An 18,130-nucleotide genomic window follows, 5' to 3' on the forward strand; every position below is an offset into this window, starting at 1 on the left:
CTTTCTGTCGATGTCCTGTCATCCCTCACGCGATTCCGACCCTACTCACGGGTTCTCTGCCATCTTCCAGGGCTGTCAGACAGGTGCCCCACGCAGCTGTCCCAGAACACGGGAGTGAGCCACCCCCATGCGATTCATCCGTACGTCAACTCTGAAGAGAACAGCCCTCGTTGCCGCCTCCGCCGCCCTCGCCCTGGCCGGTGTGCTGGCCGGCTCGGGGACCGCTCAGGCCGCCGGTCCCGGCGGGGCGCAGAACGTCCGGGGCGTGGACCCCGGGAACACCGATGTGATGCTGGACCGGCTGTGCAGCCAGGAGACCAGCCTGACCGGTGTCTACGGCGCGTACAACGTCGACACCGGCGAGTTCAAGACCCGGGACGAGTACCTGCGGGACGTCATCGGGCTGTGGATGCCCGCCGGGCCGTGGGAGGTGTTCCGCGGCTGGTGCGGGTACGCGCAGTCCTCGACCTGGTCCGTGAAGGGCGAGCCCGTCCGCACCTCCGAGTGGACCGGCAATCACGGCACGACCGAGGACAAGGTGACCTTCGTCAGCGGCTACAGCACCAAGACGTTCGCCAAGAAGAGCGTCGGCGCCAGCATCAGCCTCTCCCTCGCCAAGAGCATCTTCTCCGGCACCGTCGGCGGCAGCGCGGGCTACGAGTGGGGCTGGGAGAAGAGCTCGTCCTTCGAGCGGCGCAGCGAGAAGTCGATACCGCCCTGCACCCAGGTGGCGACGACCTGGACGCCGTACCAGCGGGTGGTCCGCGTGAACCCGGTGTTCTACGTCGAGGACTACCAGTGGAACAAGGGCGACGGCGAGACCACCACGCACACCTGGCGCGGCCGGGACGCGAGCTGGAAGACGGTCTACTCGTACGGCTACTACATCGACGGCGTCTCCGACAAGCTCCTGCCGAACGGTCAGCCGGACGGCCGTGAGGACAAGTGGCAGGAGAACCTCGACCCGAAGTCCTGCGCCAAGTAGCCGACTTCGCGGCAACCTTCCGTGCGGGGGCGACGACTGCTCTGCGGTCCCTACCCCCGCACGGAACGGATGCCCCCCATGGCCCAGCATCGCCGACGCCGCACAACCGCTCTCGCCCTCGGTGTTCCACTCGTCCTGACGGCCGCCGGAGGGCTGGCCTACGGGCTGCTCCCGGGCGGCCAGCCCCAGGCCTCCGCCGCCACCACCGCCGCCCCCGCCTGGGCCACCGCCACAGCGGACGGCTTCGCCTCCGTCAACGCCCTTGGACAGAAAGGGACTTACGGCGGGCGCGACGGGCAGATCGTCACGGTGAAGACGCTCGCGGACCTGGAGAGGTACGCGACGGCGAGCGAGCCTTACGTGATCGTCGTCGCGGCCACCATCGACATGGACCCCGTCGGGAAGGAGATCAAGGTCCAGAGCAACAAGACCATCGTCGGGTCCGGGACCTCCGGGCAGATCGTCGGCGGCGGGTTCTTCCTCGGAGCCGGCGTGCACAACGTGATCATCCGGAACCTCACCATCCGGGACGCGTACCAGGGCGTGTGGAACGACAAGGAACACGACTTCGACGCCATCCAGATGGACGGCGCCCACCACGTGTGGATCGACCACAACGACCTGCGGCACATGGCCGACGGACTCATCGACGTCCGCAAGGACAGCACCTATGTGACGGTGTCCTGGAACAAGCTCAGCCAGGACAACAAGGCGTTCGGCATCGGCTGGACGGAGAACGTCGTCACCGACATCACCATCCACCACAACTGGATCCGCGAGACCGAGCAGCGCAACCCCTCCACCGACAACGCGGCCCACGCCCACCTCTACAACAACTTCCTTGAGGACGTGGCCGGGACGGACATCAACTCCTCCTACGGCAACTACTCGCGCGGCGCGACGAAGATGGTCCTGGAGAACTCCTTCTTCCAGGGCATCAAGAACCCCGTCATCAAGGACAGCACCGCGACCGTCGTCCAGAAGGGCAACACGTTCGTCGGGACGAGCGGACGCAACGAGAGCGGGGGTACAGCCTTCGATCCGAAGACGTACTACGCCTACACGCTCGACGCCACCGCCGATGTGCCCTCGCTCCTCAAGTCCGGCGCGGGGCCCCGCGGTTCCATCGGTACGACGGCCACGGCCACCACCAAAGCGGCCGCCACCACCCTCACCGTCGCCAAGGACGGCAGCGGGCAGTACTCGACCGTGCAGGCCGCCGTGAACGCCGTACCGGCGGGCAACCCGTCGCGCGTGGTGATTTCCGTGAAGCCGGGGACGTACCGGGAGCTGGTCAAGGTCCCGTCCAACAAGCCGCATGTCACCATCCAGGGCACGGGCGGCAGCCGCAACGACACGGTCATCGTCTACAACAACGCGTCCGGCACACAGAAGCCCGACGGCTCGGGCACCTACGGCACGGGCGGCAGCGCCACCGTCGCCGTCGAGGCCGACGACTTCCAGGCCCGCAACCTGACGATCTCCAACGACTTCGACGAGGCCGCTCACCAGGACATCGCCGGCCAGGCGGTGGCCCTGCGCACCGCAGCCGACAAGGTGTTCCTCGACGGGATCATCGTCAGCGGCGACCAGGACACTCTGCTCGTGGACACCGCGGCCAAGGAGAAGCTGGGCCGGGTCTACATGACGAACTCCTACGTCATCGGCAACGTCGACTTCATCTTCGGACGGGCCACCGCGGTGATCGACAAGTCCGTCATCACGCTGAAGAAGCGCTGGAACGGCACCTCCGCCGGGTACATCACCGCGCCCAGCACGGCCGCGAACCGCAAGGGCATCCTCATCGCCAACTCGACCGTGAACGGTGACGTCTCGTCCGCGAGCTTCTACCTGGGCCGTCCCTGGCACGCAGGCGGCGACACGACGCTCGATCCGCAGGCGACGGTCCGCAACACGTCGTTGAGTGCCGCGGTCAAGTCCACGCCGTGGACCGACATGAGCGGTTTCTCGTGGAAGGACGACCGGTTCGCGGAGTACAGGAACACCGGTGCGGGCTCGGGTGCGGCCTCCACGAACCGGCCGCAGCTGACCGACGCGCAGGCCGCCGGCCAGGAGGTCGCGGACTGGCTGGGCGACTGGACGCCGACCGCGTCCTGATGTGACCCGCTCCCTTGTCAGTGCCTCGCTCCAGGCTGGTTCCCAGATCAGGTCTGACACGGCCTTCCGCTCGGGGCACGGGGCACAGTCCGCGCGGCCGGTGGGGCTCAGCGGCGCAATGTCATCGTGTCGTCCGACAGCTTCCGCAGGATCATCGTGTCCTCCGGGAGCGGGCCGAGGAGCCGGGCGTAGGCGCCCCGGCGGGCGACCAGTTCCGCGTGGGTGCCCGCTTCCACCAGGTGTCCGCCGTCCACGACCAGGATCCGGTCCGCGTCCGGGGCCAGGCTCAGATCGTGGGTGATCATGATGGTCGTGCGGCCGGACATCAGCCGGCGCAGGGGCTGTACGACCTGGCGCGCGGCGACCGAGTCGAGGCCCGCGGTGGGTTCGTCGAGGATCAGGACGGGCGCGGCCCGGAGCATGGCCCGGGCGATGGTGATCCGCTTGAGCTGGCCGCCGGACAGGGCCGCCGTGCCGGGGGCGATCTGGGTGTCGTAGCCCTCGGGGAGAGCGGCGACGAAGTCGTGGGCGGCTGCCGCGCGGGCCGCCTGCTCGATCTCCTCGTCGCTCGCTCCCGGCCGGCCCGTCCCGATGTTCTCGCGGATCGTGCCGTTGAGGATCAGCGTCTCCTGGGGCAGCAGCGCGACCTGCTCGCGCAGGAACTCCAGGTTCAGGTGGGTGAGCGGGACGCCGTCCAGGGTGATCACGCCCGCGGAGGGGTCGTAGAAGCGGGTGAGGAGCTTGGACAGGGTGGACTTTCCGGCGCCGCTCGGGCCCGTGATGATCACCAGCTCGCCGGGCGCGGCCGCGAAGGACACGTCGGTGAGGGAGTCGCGGTGCGCGGTCGGGTACCGGAAGTGCACGCCGTGGAAGCCGACCCAGCCGCGGACCGGCCAGGCGGGGACGGGTTCGGCCGGGTCGCCGACCGACGGTTGTGCGTCGAGGATCTCGTTCAGGCGCTGGGCGCCCGCGGTGGCGGCAGTGAGGGTCAGACCGAGCTGACCGAGGTTGCGGACCGGCGGGTACAGGTAGCCGATGAAGGCGGCGAAGGCGAGGAGTTGACCGAGGGTCATACGGTCGGCGGAGATCTCCCAGACGCCCAGGCCGATCACGGCCAGCACGCAGAGCGTCTCGACGACCTCGACGAACTGCTCGTACATCTCGCTGAGCCGGGCACCGCGCACCGACGCCCTCATCCAGGCGCGGGCCTCGCGGTCCAGGCGCCGCTCCTCGTCGCGGTGGCGGTTGTACGCCTGGGTGAGCACGACGTTGCCCAGTGCCTCCTCGACCACGGAGGTGATCGCGCCGTCGGCGACCCGCTCGTCCTGTGAGGCCTCCTTGATGCGGCCGGAGAAGCGGCGGGCGGCGACCAGGAACAGGGGGGCGAGGACGAAGGTGGCAAGGGCCAGGTCCCAGCGCAGGTACAGGGCGGCCGCCGAGTAGAAGACGGCCGAGAAGGCCGCGGCGACCGTGCCCACGACGCCGGACACGACCATCTGCTCTATGGCCTCGACGTCCCCGGTGAGGCGTTCGACCAGGTCGCCGTGGCGGTGCTTCTGGAAGAAGTGCGGGGGCAGGTCCTGGATGTGCCGGAAGACCTTCGCGCGCAGTCTGAGGACGAATCTCTCCGCGGTCCAGGTCGCGAGCGAGTTGCCGAAGTAGCCGACCAGCGCGCCGAGGACGGCCACGCCCAACCAGGCTCCGGCCGGGCCCCAGAAGGCGGAGATCGAGCCGGCTTTCAGGGCGGTGTCGGTGAGCTCCGCGAACAGCAGGATCGCGGCGGTCTCGGCGAGCGCGGACACCACTACGCACGCGACGATCGCCGCCAGCCACTTGCGGTCGCCGCGGGTCAGCGGCCAGAAACGGCGGAAGGCCTCGCGGACTTCCCTCATGACGACTCCCTCTCGAAGGCGGCGGTAGTGGGCGGCGGACGGGCCGAGGCGGGGCCCCCGGCGCGAGACGCACTCGCTGACCGGTGGCCCCGCCTCGCGGCGTGCTGCCTCAGCCCTTGTGGTCCACCGGGCGGCGCTTCGGCGTGTGCTTCTTCGGCTGGGGCTTCTTGGGCGCCGGGGCGGGCTTGCGGGTCTTCTTCACCGGGGCGATCTTGTGGAAGCTCATGTCTGAATCCCTCACTGTCCTGGTTCTGCAACAGTTCCTCTACCGATCTGCTGCAATTACTTATGAATGAATTTGATTTACTTCAGTGAATTCTTTGTCAGCCCTTGTGGGCGACCGGGCGGCGCTTCGGCGTGTGCTTCTTCGGCTGGGGCTTCTTCGGCGCCGGGGCAGGCTTGCGGGTCTTCTTCACCGGGGCGATCTTGTGGAAGCTCATCGTATTGTCCTTTGCGTTTGTGTCGTTCGCTTTCGACATGGAAAACACTACGGCATTCCTGCGGCCGAAAAAGCCATTCCGCCTTAGACCTCAATAAGACTGGATGTGTATCGCCTGAGAATCGAAAGGCTGACACAGAATTTAAGGGCGGACATCTACGGACCGACCGCCAGTTCGGAGCCCTCGACGCGCACCCGGATGCCGTCCTTCACCACGCGCACGTCCCGCAACCGCAGATCACCGCTCGGCGGTTCGGGCAGCTGGAAGCCGAGGGAGAGCCGGTCGGCGAGGACCGGACGGGTCAGCCGGGAGAGGGCGTCCAGGAGAGCGGGGTCCAGGCCCAGGCGGTCCAGGAGTTCGGGGTGGGCCAGGGCGAGGTCGAGGAGGTTGAGGCGCATGGCCTGCCGTACGAACTCCGGGCGGCCGGTCAGGCGGGACAGCGCGGTGTCGGAGCGCTGCGCCTCACGCACGGTGGAGTCGGGCACGCCCAGCGCCCGCACGACGGACGGGACCGCCAGCACCGCCCGCGCCCTGCGCGTCTCGCGGGCCACGGCAGCGGCCGAACCGCGCGTCAGATGCAGGCCCTGCGAGGCACGGCTGCCCGGCCGGTAGGTCGCCAGGTCCCCGATGTCCAGGCGCATGCCGCCGATCCGGGTGGCGACGCCCCGCTCCCCGTCCCGCGCCACCCGCACATCGGCACGCAGCCGCAGATCGTGCCCGGCGACCGGCAACGTGCCGCGCACCGCGACCCGGTCGCGGCCGGCCTCCCTGAACGTCACCTGGGACGCGCCGAGTTCACGGTCCATATCGGCGAAGGAGAGCAGGACGTCCCCACGCAGTGCGGGAAGGCTCACCCCGCGCACCGAGGCCGGCCCGTCGCCGTCGAGCCGTACGTCGTGGGCCGTCGCCGAGACCGCGGCCAGCGTGACCCGGTCGACGGCCACGTCCGGGACGGTCACCTTCACGGAGTCCAGGCGGCGGAGAGCGAGTTGGGGCAGGAAGGGAAAGCCGTCGATCTGCACCTCGGGTGCCGCGGTCAGCCGTAGCCGCTGCTTCAGGGTGTCCGCGGCCCTGTGCTCGGCGTAGAGGACGGCCCAGCGGTCGGCGAGGGTGAGGAAAGCGGCGAGTACGGCCAGGGAGGCGACCGTCTTCAACACGACGCGGCCCCGCCGAGGGCGCCGGCGACTGCGGCGGTGGTTCGGCGGGGCCGGTTGTTCAGGCTCTTCTTGGGAGTACGGGTGGGGCTGCGCAGGTATGGGGTGGGGGGAACGCATCGATCCATCCGATCATGCGCACGCCCCCCACCCGCAACCTCCACCCGGGGTGTGCGACTCAGCTCACGACGGTGATCCGGTTCGCCACCGGCGGTGCGATCGGGCCGCTCGCCGACGAGTTGGCCGTCAGGTACTGCACGAGCGCGGCGAGGTCGTCGCCGCCGACGAGGTCGTTGGTGCCCTGGCCCAGCGTGGTGAAGCCGTCGCCGCCGCCCGCGAGGAAGCTGTTGGTCGCGACGCGGTAGGTGGCCGCCGGGTCGACGGCAGTGCCGTTCAGCTTCACGGAGCCGAGGACGATCCGCTCCGCGCCGGTCTTCGTCAGGTCCAGCGTGTAGGTGAGGTTCGCCGACGGCTGCAGGACCTTCGGCGAGGCCGTGTTCGACCCGCTCACCTGCTCCTGGAGCACCTTGAGCAGCTGGGCGCCGGTGAAGTCCTGGAGGTTCACGGTGTTGGAGAACGGCTGCACGGTGAAGCCCTCGGCGTACGTCACCACGCCGTCGCCCTCGGTCCCCTTGGCCGCGTAGGTCAGGCCCGCCCGGACCCCGCCCGGGTTCATCAGCGCGAGGTCGGTCTCCGGGTCGAGCCCCTTGCCGTACGCGAGCTGCGCGTCGGCGATGAGGTCGCCCATCGGGGACTCGGTGCCGGTGCTCGGGACGTCGGCGGAGATGTAGCCGATCGCGCGGTTGCCGATGGGCGCCGCGAGGGTGTTCCACCTGCCGATCAGCTCGGTCATGTCGGGCGCCTTGGCGACGGTCCGGGTCACCACGTGGTTCGCGGACTTCACGGCCGTACGGGCGATGTCGCCGGTGAAGCGGTCGTAGGTCAGCGTGGTGTCCGTGTAGAGCCGACCGAAGGAGGCGGCCGAGGTGACCATGCGGGGCTTGCCCGAGGGGTCGGGGATCGTGCAGACGTACGCGGCGTGGGTGTGACCGGTGACCAGCGCGTCCACGGACGGCGAGATGTTCTTCGCGATGTCGACGATCGGGCCGGAGATGCCGTCGCCGGCGCCCGGGGAGTCACAGTTGTAGTTGTACGAGCCCGAGGCGGGCTGGCCGCCCTCGTGGATGAGCGCCACGATCGACTTCACGCCCTGCTTCTGCAGCACCTTGGCGTACTTGTTGATCGTCTCGACCTCGTCCTTGAACTTCAGGCCCTTGACGCCCTCGGCGGAGACGACACCCGGGGTGTCCTCCAGGGTGACGCCGATGAAGCCGACCTTGACGTCCTTCTTCTTCCACACCCAGTAGGGCTTGAGGATCGGCCTGCCGGTCTTCTCGTCCAGGACGTTGGCCGCGAGGTAGGGGAAGTCGGCGCCCTTGAACTTCTTGTCGGTGTAGCAGCCGGCGGTGGGGTGACAGCCGCCGTTCTGCAGCCGGGCGAGTTCCTTGGCGCCCTCGTCGAACTCGTGGTTGCCGACGCTCGTCACATCGAGGTCGAGCTTGTTCAGCGCCTCGATGGTGGGCTCGTCGTGGAAGAGGCCGGAGATGAGGGGGGACGCGCCGACCATGTCACCCCCGGCGGCGGTGACGGAGTAGGCGTTGCCCTTGCGGGCCTCGCGCAGGTGCGTGGCGAGGTACTCGACACCGCCCGCGTCGATGGTCTTCGTCGTGCCGTCGGCCTGGAGCTCGGTGACCCGGCCGGAGGAGCCGGACGGCGGCTCCAGGTTGCCGTGCAGGTCGTTGAAGGACAGCAGCTGGACGTCCTGGTAGCGGCTCGGCAGCGGCTTGCCGTGGTTGTTGTCGTGCGCGCCGGCGGGCAGCGCGGCGGCGAGGGCGCCGACGGTGGCGAGACAGGCGGCCGCGGCGGCCAGACGGTACGTACGACGTCTGCGACGGCCGGCGTCCGACTGGCGCGGCTGAGATGTGGCAGGCATAGGCCCCCCTGAGCTTCTGCTGATTCCGGTGCGGGAAGTGGCCCCGTTCCGGCGCAGCCTAGGGTCAACGCGCGTAGCGCGACAGAGGTTTCGTGGTTACATCCTGGTTGCTTCTTTGCCGCCGCTTTGCCCGTACCTCCCCTTAACCTCGTAGTCATGACCAGCGACGACTCCGCAAGCCCCGGTATCTCCCGCTCCATCGAGACCCTTTCGGCGCTCTCCCCGCAGCAGGCGGAGGCCGTCCTCGCGCTCCTGGCCGAGGCCGCGGACACCGACGGCCAGCAGGCGGTGTCCGAACAGGGCAGGCTGCAGCTGCGGGGCGGCGCCCGCGAAGGCGTGTCCCATCTGCTGCTGCGCGTCGGCGCCGAACTGGCCGGATACGCCCAGCTGGAGGACACCGACCCGGTGGAGGCACCGGCGGCGGAGCTGGTCGTCCACCCCGCGCACCGCGGCCACGGTCACGGCCGCGCCCTGGGCTCGGCCCTCCTCGCCGCCTCCGGCAAACGGCTGCGGGTGTGGGCCCACGGCGGCCACAGCGCGGCCCGCCATCTCGCCCAGGTCCTCGGCCTGACCCTGTTCCGCGAGCTACGGCAGATGCGGCGCCCCCTGACCGGCCTGGAGCTGCCCGACCCGGTGCTCCCGGCGGACGTGACGGTCCGCGCCTTCGTCCCCGGCGAGGACGACGCCGCCTGGCTCGCGGTGAACGCGGCCGCGTTCACCCACCACCCCGAACAGGGCTCCCTGACCCAGCGCGACCTCGACGACCGCACGGCACAGCCCTGGTTCGACCCCGCGGGCTTCTTCCTGGCCTTCCGGGACGGGGAGCTGATCGGCTTCCACTGGACCAAGGTCCACGCGGCCGAACAGCTCGGCGAGGTCTACGTCCTGGGCGTCCGCCCCGGCACCCAGGGCGGCGGCCTCGGCAAGGCCCTCACCACGATCGGCCTGCGCCACCTCGCCACGCAGGGCCTGCCGACGGCGATGCTCTACGTCGACGCCGACAACAAGGCCGCGGTCTCGGTCTACGAACGGCTCGGCTTCACGACGTACGAGACGGACCTGATGTACCGCACGGAGACGTGACGCTGCGCTGGGCGGGAGCGGGGGGCCGGTGTCGGTGCGCCGAACGGCCGTGGTGGGGCGGGTTGCTCAAGAGGGGACGAGGACTCCGGCTCGCGAGCCCCCGCAACAGCGCGACGAACCCGAGCAATACGGCCCCCCGCCCTGCGCACCCGTCCAGCGCGGATCGGGCGCGCAGGTTCTCCGGCAGACGCGGCACGCGGAACACGCGGTACACGTGACGCCTACGGTCGCCGTAGCACCCGCCGCCGCAACGGCTCAGGACCGCAGCCCACCCACAGCAGCGCGGCGAACCCGAGCAGTGCGGCCCATCGCACATGCGCCGCCTCCCAGTGGGGGTCAGCCACCGGTACGAACAGGTCCCAGCGGGTGGGCAGCAGGGCCGGGGTGAGGACCGCGAGGGTCAGCAGGCCCGCCGCCACCGAGGGACCCGGCTCGGGTTCGTCGGTGAAGCGGACGGCGACGGCAGCGGCGGCCAGCGCGAGGACTGCGGTCGCCGCGGCCTCCAGGGTGATCGCCCCGAGGGGAGGACGCGCCTGCCGCGGCAGCAGCGCCAGCACCGCCGCCCACCACAGCGCGGCGGGCGGCGCCACCAGCGCGGCCCGCAGCCCGGTCCGCACCCAACGCCGGGTGGGCACGGGGGCGGTGAGCCGGCGGGCCGGGTCGTCCAGGAGGAAGGTCAGTCCGAGGGCGAAGACGAGGGCGGCGGCCCGGAGAAGGGTGAGGCCGAGCCACGCGTCGGGCGGTCCCGACAGCAGGCGTGGCAGGCCGACGACCAGCAGGCCCACGACCGCCCCGGCACCGATCGCCCGCCACGGCACGGTGTGGGCCACGGCCACCACCAGGGCCCGGCTCACTCCCCGCCCGGCTCCCCCGTCACTCGTCCGCACAGTCCTTCGCCCCCTTCGGCGCCTTGACGCCCAGCGCTCGCGCCACCTGGGCCGTCGAGACGCCCGGTGCGGTCAGTTCGGTCCAGTGCTGCTTCACGGACGCCGTCACGTCGGCGCGAGGGCGACTCAGCAACTCCCGTACGACATCGGTCTGTCCGGCCGACATGGACAGCCCGTCGGTCGGGGCGAGGACGACCGCGGAGCCGGAGGTGCTGTCGTCGATGCGGACGTCGGCGAGGTCGGTGAGCGGGTGGGCAGCGCCGCCCAGGGCCAGCCACATCGTGGTGACCACCCGCCCGTCGCACAGATCGCCGCCCTTCGACTCGTTGCCGGCGACCAGCACAGAGCCGACGGCGACGGCGAACTCGGGGATCCGGTTGCCGCCCCACCGCGTGCTCACGGTCACCTGGTGCGGGGTGGTGAGCGGGTCGAGGGCCGCGTCACCGGTGAGGCCGTAACGGGCGTCGACCCGCTGCCGTACGAGAAGGGGCTGCCGGGCGGCCGTACCACCGGCCAGGGACTGGACGCGGTCCACGGTGTCCGCCCAGGTGCCCGCGCGGCCGGTCCACTCGGGGAAGGCGCAGTACGTCGAGACGCCGTGCTTCACACAGGACTGGTCCTTCTGCGGGGAGACCGAGGCCTGTTCACGGTCGGCGGTCAACTCCGGTGACACGCCCCCGGACTGGCCCACCGCCCCGGCCAGGGTCAGCGCGAGCGCGCCCGCCGCCCCGGCCTTCAGATACACGGCCCGGCCGCCGCTCGCCAGGACCGCGCAGAGCGTCAACAGCAGGATCAGCCCGGTGAGGTACAGCGCGTGCCAGGCGGCGGGGCGGCCGATGAGGTCCGACGGGAGCACCGTGCCGCTGCTCGTCTCGCCCACGATCGGCGACAGCCATCGCGACCACTCGGCATCGTTCGTGCCCGAGGTGATGAAGGCGCCGAGGACGAAGAGAGCGATCACGCCGACCGGCACCGCGAACGTCGTCGGGACCAGCCGGGCGAGCAGCACACCGCACGCGCCGCACAACAGCACGTACAGGGGGCCGACGGCCAGTTCGGCCGGTGAGCCGTGGCCCACCGCGCCTGCCCGGACTGCCTGCCGGGCGAACTCGCCGAGCACGACCAGCGCGGTGAGCGCGGCGAACGGCACGACCGACAGCACATGTGCGACCGTCCGCCGCCACGGCTCCATGAGCAGCACGTCGAACTGCCGGTCGGTACCGCGCCGACGGGAGCGCAGCGTGCACCGGTTGACGCACACGAACAGGGCGATCCCCAGCAGCAGGGAGCCGGGCTGGGTGTCGCGGTCGGTGTCCTGGAGCGCCGGGAAGGCGTCCATGCCCTCCTTCTCGTGGAACAGCGTCCAGGCGGTGTAGCCGACGTACAGCAGAAGGGTCACCAGGACCGGGATGTACCGCAGCAGGTCGCGTGCCTCGAAGCGGGCGAGGGCGAACACGGCCGCCCAGGAGCTCCCCGGAGCGTCCTCGTGCACGACGGCGGACTCGGCCGCCGTCTCCATGGCCAGGCTCATGCGGCCGCCACCTCCGCGTCCGTGCCCGTGTCGTCGAGGGTGAGCAGGTAGCCGTCCTCCAGGGTGGGTTCGAGGAGGTCGGCATCGGCGGGCGGGTCGCCGACGTTGCGGAAGGAGCCGGTGCCGGTGCGCCAGCCCGCCTTCGCGTCGGGGGCGCGTTCGGTGCTGCTCCACACCCGGCCGGCGGCGCGGGCGGTGAGGTCGGCGGGGGTGCCCTCGAAGAGGATGCGGCCGCGGGCCATGACCAGGACGCGGTGGCAGAGCATCGCCACGTCCTCGGTCTGGTGGGTGGACAGCAGCACGGTACGGCCCTCTCCGGCCTGGGCGATCATCTCCCGGAACCGCATGCGCTGTTCGGGGTCGAGGCCGACGGTCGGCTCGTCGAGGACGAGGAAGCCGGGGTCGCCGACGAGGGCGGCGGCGAGGGCGACCCGCTGCCGCATACCGCCGGAGAGCTTCCTGATACGGCGGCCGCGGACGTCCCCGAGGTCGACCACGTCCAGGACCCGGCGCACCTCGCGGTGGCGTGCGGTGCGGTCGGTGAGCTCCTTGAGGATCGCCACGTAGTCGACGAACTCGAAGGCGCTGAAGTCCGGGTGCAGGCCCGGGGTCTGGGGCAGGTAGCCGAGCGCACGGCGGACCTCCTGGCGGCCGCGCGAGGTGCCGGGGTCGTTGCCGAGGACGGTGAAGGCGCCCCGGTCGGCGGGCACGGAGGTGGCGAGCACCCTCAACAGGGTGGTCTTCCCTGCCCCGTTGGGCCCGAGCAGCCCGGTGACGCCCGGAGTCAGCCGCAGCGACACGTCGTCGAGGGCGCGGGTGCCGCCGTAGCGGAGACGGAGCCCGGAGGCGGAGACGGTGGCGGTCATTCGGCGCTCCCGTTGAAGAGGTCGAAGCGGTCACGGAGGAGGAAGAGCAGCCCGGCGGCGAGCGCGGCGACGGCCCCGGCCACGCCCTGTCCGGCCGCGGTGAACGGCGCGAGCGGGTCGGCGGCCGTCTGCTGCGCGGTCTGCGCGGCGAGCAGTACGGCGACCCAGGCGCCGCCGACCAGGGACGGCGCGAGCACCGGGCCGAGCCGGGGGGTGAGCGCGAGGCCGGTCGCGGTGAGGGCGAGAGCGGGCAGCAGCCAGGCCAGCGCGCGCAGGCCGTAGCCGGGCAGGGCGAGGGTGGCGAGCCCGTTGAGGCCGAGCCCCGCGACCAGCACGGCGAGCGTGCGGATCATCAGCAGCCGGAAGCCGTGCATGGGGGCGACGACGGCCATCTCGTACGTCGGGTCGAGCGCCGGGCCGTAGGACAGCGCCACGCCCGCCAGGGGCAGCAGCGGGGCGAGGGCGAGGAACAGGGTCGGTGAGCCGGCCGTGTGCACCGCGCCGACCGTGGCCAGCAGCAGGAACGCCACGGCCGCCAGCCAGGAGCGCCGGAGCACCGGCGTGGCCGCGAGCAGCCGCGCGGTGTGGTCGGCGATCCCGACCCGCGTCAGCAGCGCCTCGAACCATCCCGGCCGGGGTGCGTCCAGTTCGGCGTCCAGCCGTTCCCAACCGGCGTCCAGCGCGACCGGGTCGGTGACCTCGCCGAGCACCCCCCGGCACTCGGCGCAGGCGGCGAGGTGGGTGTCGGCGGACCAGAGCAGAGGACCGGCCAACTCGCCCTGGGCGTAAGCCCGTAGGTCTTCTTCGGCCACATGCCAGGTCATGCCGCCACCTCCTTCGCTCGCACCGGCACTCCGGTCCCTGTCGCGGGCTGCGCCGCGGCCTGTTCCGGCACCGGCGTCCCCGCTTCCGATCGCGTCCACGGTCCTCGGCCGGCGGTCATGCCAGCGCCTCCCTCAGCTGCTTGCGGGCCCGCATCGCCCGGGTCTTGACCGTGCCGGGCGGGATGCCCAGCAGGACGGCGGCCTCGCGGGTGGTCAGTCCGTCGATGACCGTCGCCTGGAGGACGGCCCGCAGCTCCGGTGAGAGCTGGACGAGGGCGCCCGCGAGGTCTCCGTGCTCCACCCCCGCGAGCACGCGTTCCTCAGCGGACGCCTCGTCCCGGTGGCGGAGCCGGGACAGGGTCTGGCGGAGCCGTCCCCGCGCCCCGTCGCCGCGCAGGGCGTCGATCAGCCGACGTGAGCCGATCCGCCACAGCCATCCGGCCACATCGCCCTCCTCGCGATAGCGCGCGGTCCCCCGCCACACCGCGAGGAACGTCTCCTGTACGACGTCGTCGACCAGGCCCCCGTCCGCGCACCGCCCCCGCAGCCGCGCGAGCAGCCAGGGCGCGTATCGCCGGTACAGCTCCTCGAAGGCACGCCGGTCCCCGTCCGCCGCGATGGCCCGCAGCAGATCCCCGTCGCTTCTCGTTTCCCTCACGCCCTTTCATCGGACGACCCCCGCCGACCGGTTCACGAAACCACGCTTGACTTTCACACCCGTCTTCGACCACCCTTTCACTACTCAATTAGTGAAAGGGTGGTTGTTCCGCGTGGTCGAGTACCGCATCGACCGGCGCTCCGGCGTCGCCACCTACGTGCAGATCGTCCAGCAGACCAAGCAGGCACTACGGCTGGGCCTGCTCGAACCCGGCGACAAGCTCCCCACGGCCCGCGAGGTCGTGGAGGCCACCGCCATCAACCCGAACACCGTGCTCAAGGCGTACCGCGAACTGGAGCGGGAGGGCCTGGTGGAGGCCCGACGCGGCCTCGGCACCTTCGTCCGCAGGACGCTCGGCGCCCACGCCGCCGACACCCCGTTGCGTGCCGAACTCGACGACTGGGCCAAGCGCGCCCGGTCCACGGGCCTCGGGCGCGAGGACGTCGACGCGTTCTTCACCGCCGTACTCGACGAGCACTTCCCGAAGGGGGACCAGTGAGTTCCACCAGCACCACCCAGGCCACCGCCCTGGAGGCGTCCGGCCTGGCCAAGCGGTACGGCAGGCGGGCCGCCGCCCTCGACGGCTGCTCCTTCCGGCTCCCCACGGGCCGCATCAGCGCACTCGTCGGCCCCAACGGCGCCGGAAAGTCCACCCTCCTCGCGATAGCGGCCGGTCTGCTGCGGCCCACCGCGGGCACGCTCGCCGTCCTCGGCGGAGCGCCCGGCCAGGCCCGCGACCGGATCGCCTACCTCGCCCAGAACAAGCCGCTGTACCCCCAGCTGACCATCGCCGAGACCCTGCGCATGGGCGCCGAGCTCAACCCGGTCCGCTGGGACGCCGCCCGCGCCGCCCGGATCGTCGAGCAGGGCGACCTCGACCCGGCGTCCCGGATCCGCGGACTCTCCGGCGGCCAGCGCACCCGCGTCGCACTCGCCCTCGCCCTCGGCAAGGGACCCGACCTGATGCTCCTCGACGAGCCGATGGCCGACCTCGACCCGCTCGCCCGGCACGAACTCATGGGCACCCTGATGGCGGACGCCGCCGACCGCGGCACCACCGTCCTCATGTCCTCGCACATCGTCGCGGAGCTCGCCGACGCCTGCGACCACCTGCTGCTCCTGGGCGGCGGCCGGGTCCGGCTCGGCGGCGGCATCGACGACCTGCTCACCGCGCACACCCTGGTCACCGGCCGCGGCACCCCCGCCGACCTGACCCAGGCCGGGCACACCGTCATCGAGTCCCGTACGGCCGGCCGCGGCCTGACCGCCCTGATCCGCCGCGACGGCCCGGTCGGCGAGGGCTGGGCGACCGAGACACCCTCCCTGGAGGAACTGCTGCTCGCCCACCTCCGGGCCCCCGAGGCGCCCGCCCTGCTCACCCCCAGCACCACCCCGACCCCCGAGGCGGTGACGGCATGAGCGCCACCACCCTCGAAAAGGCCCCCGCCCCCAAGGCCCGGCACACCCCACCCGGTCTCATCCGGACCGTCCTGCGCCTACACCGCACCGCCCTGTGGATCTGGCTCGCCTTCGTGACGTTCACCGCGGGCCTCCTGCTGTGGCTGACCGGCCCGGGCGCCGAGAACACCGCACGGCAGCTGGAGAAGCTCGGCTACGGCGGCGGAGTCATGGAAGCCGCCTACACCTCGGACACGCTCCTCTACTTCACCTCGGGCGCCTACAACAACCTCTTCTACGACCCCGACACCCTGATCACCCTGGCCTCCTTCGCCGTCGCCCTGTTCGCAGGCGGCCCGCTGATCGCCCGCGAACTGGAGTCCGGCACCGCCCAGTTGGCCTGGACCCAGTCCGTCACCCCGGCCCGCTGGCTCACCGCCAAGCTCGCCGTGCCGGCCGCCTTCGTCGTCGTGGGCACAGGCCTCCTGACCCTCCTGTACCGGCACCTGTGGTCCGCCCACAGCAACCTGCTCATCGCCGGCATCGGCCCACGTTCCCTCTACTTCTCCCTCGGCCCGGCCACCGTCGCCGCCCCACTGCTCGGCCTCGCCCTCGGCGCCCTCATCGGCCTCACCGTCCGCCGCACCCTGCCCGCGCTCGCCGCCAGCGGCTTCGCGTACTTCCTCGTCTACGCCTTCCGCGGCAACCACTGGCCCTTCCAGGGCCGCTACCAGACACCGGAGCTGCGCTTCCGCGGCTCGGCGTTCACCTCCACGGGCGCCAAGGTCTCCGACCCCGGGTGCTACACGGACAAGGCCTGCCTCGCCAAGCACGACATCGTCCGCTTCACCCGCGAGTACGTGCCCTCCCCGGACTACTGGCCCCGCCAGCTCCTGGAGACCGGCATCCTGCTCGCCCTCACCGCGGTGGCCGTCACCCTCGCGTTCGGCGTGCTGCACAGGCGGGCGGCGGCGGCATGAGCACCGTCACCGTGCCCAGGGGACTCACCTGGACCGTGCTGCGACTGCACCGCCCGGCACTGATCGTGTGGACCGCCTTCGTCCTCGGCTCGGTGGGCTACCTGGTGTGGCTGACCGAGGTGGGCGCCGAGTCGGTGCACGCGACCCAGGCCGCCTGCCTCAGAAGCGGCGGGACCTTCTGCGGCCGCACGGAATGGGGCGACTACGCCTCGCCCATGAGCTGGATCAGCACCTTCTCCTACTACAGCTTCTGGGCCGTCGCCGCCTGGGCGGGCGGCTCGCTGATCGGCCGTGAGCTGGAGAGCGGTACGGCCCGGCTGGCCTGGAGCCAGCACGTCACCCCCACCCGCTGGCTGGCCGTCAAGCTCGCCGTGCCGGCCCTCCTGATCATCTTGGGCGGCGCGGTGTTCGTCCCCGTCTACCGCTGGGCCTGGTCGGCACACCGGGACCTGATGAGCGACAACTGGAGCTTCCCCGACGTGTTCGCCACGCGAGGCCCGGCCGTGGTCGCGTACGGCCTGTGCGCACTCGCCGTCGGCGCCCTCACGGGGATGGTCCTACGCCGGTCCCTGCCGGCCCTCGGGGTCGCGGTCGCCGTGATGGTCGTGCTCAACCAGACCATCGAGCGGTATCGCGAGGACTTCTGGCCCACGGTGAACAACGGCTGGCCGCCCGAGGGCCTGTGGCTGACCCGCGACGGCGCCTACCACTCCCCGTCCCAGTTCTGGCCGATGCACCTCGTGGAAACCGGCATCCTCCTCACCATCACCGCACTCGCGACCACCACCACGTTCTGGCTGCTGCGCCGCCGTACCGCTTGACCGCGGGCCGGTGGGGGCTGGCCGTGCAGTTCCCCGCGCCCCTACGGAGCTGCAGGCAACCCGAACCACAACGGACCGTTCGCCGCTGAGCGGCCGCCGAGGAGCCGGCAGTCGTCTGACAACCGCGACCCGGTGGGGGCTGATCGCGCAGTTCCCCGCGCCCCTGGGGAGTCGCAGCCGGCCTGCGCCACCACGGACCGTTCCCCGCTGAGCGGCCACCGAGGAGCCGGCCGTCGTCTGACAACCGCGACCCGGCGGGGGCTGATCGCGCAGTTCCCCGCGCCCCCAAGGAGCTGCAGCCGGCCTGCGCCACGACGGGCCGTTGGTCACCCCTTGCGCGGCACGACGGACCGGTCGCCGGAGCGCGCACCACAAAGCGCCCGCAGCCGCCGACGGCGTGAAGGGGGCGGGGTGGGGGGTGTCCGCCCGCAGCGGCCGGCGTCCGGAACCGAGCACTGCTCAAGCAACCGAGCCGCCGGACCGAGGACGGACACCCCCCA

Annotated in this window: 15 protein-coding genes; 7 read left to right on the forward strand and 8 right to left on the reverse strand. The window is 71.5% G+C overall.

Annotated elements, in window-relative coordinates; all coding sequences use genetic code 11:
• The first annotated feature begins 127 nt into the window (after window positions 1-127).
• Together ACZ48Z_RS15385 and ACZ48Z_RS15390 are read left to right on the forward strand one after the other, a co-directional pair.
• A complete protein-coding gene (locus tag ACZ48Z_RS15385; RefSeq protein WP_468736317.1) occupies window positions 128-985 on the forward strand; it encodes a hypothetical protein in 858 nt (285 codons plus the stop codon).
• Between the two features lie 78 nt (window positions 986-1,063).
• Window positions 1,064-3,103, forward strand: a complete 2,040-nt coding sequence (locus tag ACZ48Z_RS15390; RefSeq protein ID WP_468736318.1) for a pectinesterase family protein — start codon at window positions 1,064-1,066, stop codon at window positions 3,101-3,103.
• A 107-nt stretch (window positions 3,104-3,210) separates the two neighbouring features.
• Here ACZ48Z_RS15390 and ACZ48Z_RS15395 read toward each other — a convergent pair whose 3' ends face one another.
• The 3 genes from ACZ48Z_RS15395 to ACZ48Z_RS15405 form a co-directional block, all read right to left on the reverse strand.
• Window positions 3,211-4,995 carry an ABC transporter ATP-binding protein gene (locus tag ACZ48Z_RS15395; protein WP_468736319.1) on the reverse strand — a complete coding sequence of 595 codons (1,785 nt, stop codon included), beginning with the start codon at window positions 4,993-4,995 and terminating at the stop codon, window positions 3,211-3,213.
• Window positions 4,996-5,590: 595 nt separating this feature from the next.
• Window positions 5,591-6,709, reverse strand: a complete 1,119-nt coding sequence (locus ACZ48Z_RS15400) for an LmeA family phospholipid-binding protein (protein WP_468736320.1) — start codon at window positions 6,707-6,709, stop codon at window positions 5,591-5,593.
• 58 nt (window positions 6,710-6,767) lie between these two features.
• A complete protein-coding gene (locus ACZ48Z_RS15405) occupies window positions 6,768-8,582 on the reverse strand; it encodes a bifunctional metallophosphatase/5'-nucleotidase (protein ID WP_468736321.1) in 1,815 nt (604 codons plus the stop codon).
• A gap of 156 nt (window positions 8,583-8,738) precedes the next feature.
• Between ACZ48Z_RS15405 and mshD the strand changes: the two genes are divergently transcribed.
• Window positions 8,739-9,665, forward strand: coding sequence for a mycothiol synthase (mshD, locus tag ACZ48Z_RS15410; RefSeq protein ID WP_468736322.1), 927 nt, complete (start codon window positions 8,739-8,741; stop codon window positions 9,663-9,665).
• A 221-nt stretch (window positions 9,666-9,886) separates the two neighbouring features.
• Here the strand turns inward: mshD and ACZ48Z_RS15415 are convergent, their stop codons facing one another.
• The 5 genes from ACZ48Z_RS15415 to ACZ48Z_RS15435 all read right to left on the reverse strand — a co-directional run bounded on the left by ACZ48Z_RS15415 (window position 9,887) and on the right by ACZ48Z_RS15435 (window position 14,431).
• Complete coding sequence (locus tag ACZ48Z_RS15415) at window positions 9,887-10,519, reverse strand: ABC transporter (RefSeq protein ID WP_468736323.1); 633 nt, start codon at window positions 10,517-10,519, stop codon at window positions 9,887-9,889.
• Between the two features lie 19 nt (window positions 10,520-10,538).
• Entirely contained in the window at window positions 10,539-12,083 is a 1,545-nt protein-coding gene (locus tag ACZ48Z_RS15420) for an ABC transporter permease (protein ID WP_468736324.1), read from the reverse strand.
• On the reverse strand, window positions 12,080-12,949 hold the full coding sequence (locus ACZ48Z_RS15425; protein WP_468736325.1) for an ABC transporter ATP-binding protein: 870 nt from the start codon (window positions 12,947-12,949) through the stop codon (window positions 12,080-12,082). The genes ACZ48Z_RS15420 and ACZ48Z_RS15425 overlap by 4 nt, the downstream gene beginning before the upstream one ends.
• Window positions 12,946-13,773 carry a zf-HC2 domain-containing protein gene (locus tag ACZ48Z_RS15430; RefSeq protein ID WP_468736326.1) on the reverse strand — a complete coding sequence of 276 codons (828 nt, stop codon included), beginning with the start codon at window positions 13,771-13,773 and terminating at the stop codon, window positions 12,946-12,948. Before ACZ48Z_RS15430 ends, ACZ48Z_RS15425 begins: the two co-directional genes overlap by 4 nt.
• Window positions 13,774-13,888: 115 nt before the next feature.
• Window positions 13,889-14,431: an RNA polymerase sigma factor gene (locus ACZ48Z_RS15435; protein ID WP_468736327.1), complete on the reverse strand. Its 543-nt coding sequence runs from the start codon at window positions 14,429-14,431 to the stop codon at window positions 13,889-13,891.
• Between the two features lie 112 nt (window positions 14,432-14,543).
• On the opposite strand from ACZ48Z_RS15435, the gene ACZ48Z_RS15440 reads away from it, so the two are divergent.
• From ACZ48Z_RS15440 to ACZ48Z_RS15455, 4 genes are read left to right on the forward strand one after another with little or no spacing between them, the layout of a single operon-like run.
• Entirely contained in the window at window positions 14,544-14,930 is a 387-nt protein-coding gene (locus tag ACZ48Z_RS15440; RefSeq protein WP_468736328.1) for a GntR family transcriptional regulator, read from the forward strand.
• Complete coding sequence (locus ACZ48Z_RS15445) at window positions 14,927-15,850, forward strand: ABC transporter ATP-binding protein (protein ID WP_468736329.1); 924 nt, start codon at window positions 14,927-14,929, stop codon at window positions 15,848-15,850. Before ACZ48Z_RS15440 ends, ACZ48Z_RS15445 begins: the two co-directional genes overlap by 4 nt.
• Entirely contained in the window at window positions 15,847-16,809 is a 963-nt protein-coding gene (locus tag ACZ48Z_RS15450; RefSeq protein WP_468736330.1) for a hypothetical protein, read from the forward strand. The genes ACZ48Z_RS15445 and ACZ48Z_RS15450 overlap by 4 nt, the downstream gene beginning before the upstream one ends.
• Window positions 16,806-17,630 carry a hypothetical protein gene (locus tag ACZ48Z_RS15455; protein WP_468736331.1) on the forward strand — a complete coding sequence of 275 codons (825 nt, stop codon included), beginning with the start codon at window positions 16,806-16,808 and terminating at the stop codon, window positions 17,628-17,630. Before ACZ48Z_RS15450 ends, ACZ48Z_RS15455 begins: the two co-directional genes overlap by 4 nt.
• Window positions 17,631-18,130 lie beyond the last annotated feature (500 nt).

The sequence above is a fragment of the Streptomyces sp. NPDC031225 genome (assembly GCF_055570355.1).

Coding starts and splice junctions, on each gene's coding strand:
- ACZ48Z_RS15385 (WP_468736317.1), top strand. CDS start 128: ATGCGATTCATCCGTACGTCAACTCTGAAGAGAACAGCCCTCGTTGCC.
- ACZ48Z_RS15390 (WP_468736318.1), top strand. CDS start 1,064: ATGGCCCAGCATCGCCGACGCCGCACAACCGCTCTCGCCCTCGGTGTT.
- ACZ48Z_RS15395 (WP_468736319.1), bottom strand. CDS start 4,995: ATGAGGGAAGTCCGCGAGGCCTTCCGCCGTTTCTGGCCGCTGACCCGC.
- ACZ48Z_RS15400 (WP_468736320.1), bottom strand. CDS start 6,709: ATGCGTTCCCCCCACCCCATACCTGCGCAGCCCCACCCGTACTCCCAA.
- ACZ48Z_RS15405 (WP_468736321.1), bottom strand. CDS start 8,582: ATGCCTGCCACATCTCAGCCGCGCCAGTCGGACGCCGGCCGTCGCAGA.
- mshD (WP_468736322.1), top strand. CDS start 8,739: ATGACCAGCGACGACTCCGCAAGCCCCGGTATCTCCCGCTCCATCGAG.
- ACZ48Z_RS15420 (WP_468736324.1), bottom strand. CDS start 12,083: ATGAGCCTGGCCATGGAGACGGCGGCCGAGTCCGCCGTCGTGCACGAG.
- ACZ48Z_RS15425 (WP_468736325.1), bottom strand. CDS start 12,949: ATGACCGCCACCGTCTCCGCCTCCGGGCTCCGTCTCCGCTACGGCGGC.
- ACZ48Z_RS15430 (WP_468736326.1), bottom strand. CDS start 13,773: ATGACCTGGCATGTGGCCGAAGAAGACCTACGGGCTTACGCCCAGGGC.
- ACZ48Z_RS15450 (WP_468736330.1), top strand. CDS start 15,847: ATGAGCGCCACCACCCTCGAAAAGGCCCCCGCCCCCAAGGCCCGGCAC.
- ACZ48Z_RS15455 (WP_468736331.1), top strand. CDS start 16,806: ATGAGCACCGTCACCGTGCCCAGGGGACTCACCTGGACCGTGCTGCGA.